The organism is 'Vigna radiata' phytoplasma (assembly GCF_030586915.1).
Lineage (GTDB): Bacteria > Bacillota_I > Bacilli_A > Acholeplasmatales > Acholeplasmataceae > Phytoplasma > Phytoplasma australasiaticum.
Map to the genome: position 1 here is coordinate 1 of NZ_JAOSIS010000043.1, position 2,554 is coordinate 2,554.

Here is a 2,554-nt window from a genome sequence, read left to right on the forward strand (position 1 = left end):
ATCTGTAATCAGATATTAGGCGCCGGATGCTTGGAAACTTGCTTGTCCGGTTCTGTGGGGGGCTAATTGCGAATATGAAAGTTAAATTATCAATGCACTTTCTAAACCGAGTTAATCTATCCCGATTTAAAATTATTAAAAAAAGGTGGTATTATAGTTGTTATTAGTTTTAATTCTTTAGAAGATCGTTTGGTAAAACATTTTTTTAAAAAGAATAGTTCTAATGATGCCATTTTATCTCGCTTGCCCATTCAACAACAATATTTACCGATTCCTGCTTTAAGAATAATAAATAAAAAAGTTCTTCGTCCGTCTGCTGAAGAACAAGCTTTTAATTCTTGTAGTCGTTCAGCTAAACTTAGAGCTGCTATTAAGAATATATAAAAATAATTTTTATATTTTGTTATAAATTATATTTTTATTATATTTTTTTTGTTGATATAAATAGATATATTTTTTTATGATATAATGATAAATGTGTATATTCTGTGAATATTTTATATTATTTGAGGTAATTTCGGAATAATATAAAATATTTTATTTTTTAATTTGATTATTTATTATAATAAATTAAATTATTTTTTATATTAATAAAAAATTTTTTATATATGTTATTTTCTTATAAAAATTAAGAATTTATATATATAAATATAAAGTAAATATTTTATTTACCTAAAATAGGAAAGGTAATTCAAGTAATGAAAAAAAAACCAGAAATTTTTCAAATTTGTTTAAAAACTTATGATTTTAAAATGTTAAAACCAACTGTTCAAAAAATTATTGATAGTATTATTGCAACTGGAGCCAAAATAAAAGGTCCTATACCATTGCCTACTCGTAAAGAAATATTTACTGTTTTGCGATCTACTTTTGTTAATAAAGATAGTCGAGAACAATTTGGTCGTTTTACTCATAAACGTTTAATTCAGATTATTAACCCTAATGCTCAAACTATTGACGCATTAACTCGTATTAATATTCCAAAATCTGTAGATATTAGTATTAAACAATAATTTTTAGTAATTTTTTATTAATAAAAATATCGTATTAATTTAGTTAATATTATTTTTTTATTTTTTATTACTATTTTAAAAGGAGATATTATTTAACATGTCTAAAGGAATTTTAGGACGAAAAATAGGTATGACGCAATTCTTTGATCATGATCAAGGTTTAGTAATTCCTGTCACTATCGTTCATGTTGCTGATAATGTTGTTTTGCAACAAAAAAATCTAGAAAAAGATGGTTATCAAGCGACGCAATTAGCTTTTGGAACTAAAAAAGAAAAAAATACGACAAAACCGCTTCAAGGTCATTTTAGTAAATATAATTCTTCCCCTAAATCTTTTGTACGTGAAATTGTTTTTAATCATAATACCTTAAATGAATTATCTCAGTTAACTCCGGGACAAATTGTGGATATTAACATTTTTAATTCCGGAGATTTTGTAGATGTAACAGGAATTAGCAAAGGTAAAGGTTTTTCGGGAGTTATTAAAAAATATAATCAAACTATTGGTCCAAAAAGTCATGGTTCTCGATTTCATCGAAGACCAGGTTCTAATGGTCCTATAAAAGGAAATCAAAAAGGTAAACATTTACCTGGCCAAATGGGTTTTCATAAGGTGACTATGCAAAATTTAAAAATTATATCAATAATATCTGATAAAGATGTTATTTTGATTAAAGGCAGCATCCCTGGCCCTAATAAAGGTTTTGTGATGATCAAATCAACTGTTAAAAAAACTAATAAAGAGGCTATATCTCATGCTTAAGTGTAACGTTATTAATATACATGGTCAACCATGTGAAGAAATAATTTTATCAGATAAAATTTTTGGAATCAAATTGCATCAACAAGTAATTTATGATGTAATTAATCAACAAAGAGCTGCTAAAAGGCTTGGCAATCATAAAACTAAAAATCGTTCTGAAGTTTCAGGGGGCGGTCGTAAACCTTGGGCTCAAAAAGGAACAGGTAGATCTCGTCAAGGAACTATTCGTTCTCCTATTTGGCGAGGCGGGGGTCATACTTTTGCTTTGAAAAAAAGAGATTATCATTTTAAAATTAATGCTAAGATTCGTAAATTGGCTTTTTATTCAGCTTTATCTTGGCACTTCCGCAATAACAGTTTAATAGTTTTAGATTCTTTAGATTTACAAACTTCAAAAACTAAAGAATTTACAAAATTATTAACAGAATTAAATGTTAATTTGGATTATAAAATTTTAATTGTAGTACAAGAATTAACTGATAATTTAATCAAATCTACTAATAATATATCTCAAGTTATTTTAGAAAGTGTTAATCATTTTAGTGTTTATCAAATTTTCCAAGCAAAATATTTAATTATTACTCGTCAAGCGATTAATTATTTGGAAGGAACAGTTGCGAATGAATAAATATTATAAATATATTAAAGCTCCTATAATTACCGAAGCAACTAATAAACAAATGGATTTGTATAATAAATATTTTTTCAAGATTGATAAAAATATTAATAAAATAGAAATTAAAAAAGCTATAGAATATATTTTTAAAGTTAATGTTAT

4 protein-coding genes and 1 pseudogene are annotated in these 2,554 nt (G+C 25.5%); all 5 read left to right on the top strand.

Translation table 11 applies throughout. From position 1 onward, the window contains the following. Positions 1–126 precede the first annotated feature (126 nt). Positions 127–384: pseudogene (mraW, locus tag OC710_RS02590) on the top strand (16S rRNA (cytosine(1402)-N(4))-methyltransferase); the annotation flags it as partial. A gap of 314 nt (positions 385–698) precedes the next feature. After that, positions 699–1,013 carry a 30S ribosomal protein S10 gene (gene rpsJ / locus OC710_RS02595; protein ID WP_004995498.1) on the top strand — a complete coding sequence of 105 codons (315 nt, stop codon included), beginning with the start codon at positions 699–701 and terminating at the stop codon, positions 1,011–1,013. A 97-nt stretch (positions 1,014–1,110) separates the two neighbouring features. Next, positions 1,111–1,776 (top strand): 50S ribosomal protein L3, encoded by a 666-nt coding sequence (gene rplC, locus OC710_RS02600; RefSeq protein ID WP_004995500.1) that lies wholly within the window; start codon positions 1,111–1,113, stop codon positions 1,774–1,776. Next, complete coding sequence (gene rplD / locus OC710_RS02605; protein WP_004995502.1) at positions 1,769–2,404, top strand: 50S ribosomal protein L4; 636 nt, start codon at positions 1,769–1,771, stop codon at positions 2,402–2,404. The genes rplC and rplD overlap by 8 nt, the downstream gene beginning before the upstream one ends. Continuing rightward, positions 2,397–2,554, top strand: a 158-nt coding sequence (gene rplW / locus OC710_RS02610) for a 50S ribosomal protein L23 (protein WP_304515006.1), incomplete at its 3' end; no start/stop codon positions are given. The genes rplD and rplW, both read left to right, overlap by 8 nt.

What these genes read in the sequence shown, in the direction of transcription:
- rpsJ (WP_004995498.1), top strand. Translation starts at nt 699, where the DNA reads ATGAAAAAAAAACCAGAAATTTTTCAAATTTGTTTAAAAACTTATGAT.
- rplC (WP_004995500.1), top strand. Translation starts at nt 1,111, where the DNA reads ATGTCTAAAGGAATTTTAGGACGAAAAATAGGTATGACGCAATTCTTT.
- rplD (WP_004995502.1), top strand. Translation starts at nt 1,769, where the DNA reads ATGCTTAAGTGTAACGTTATTAATATACATGGTCAACCATGTGAAGAA.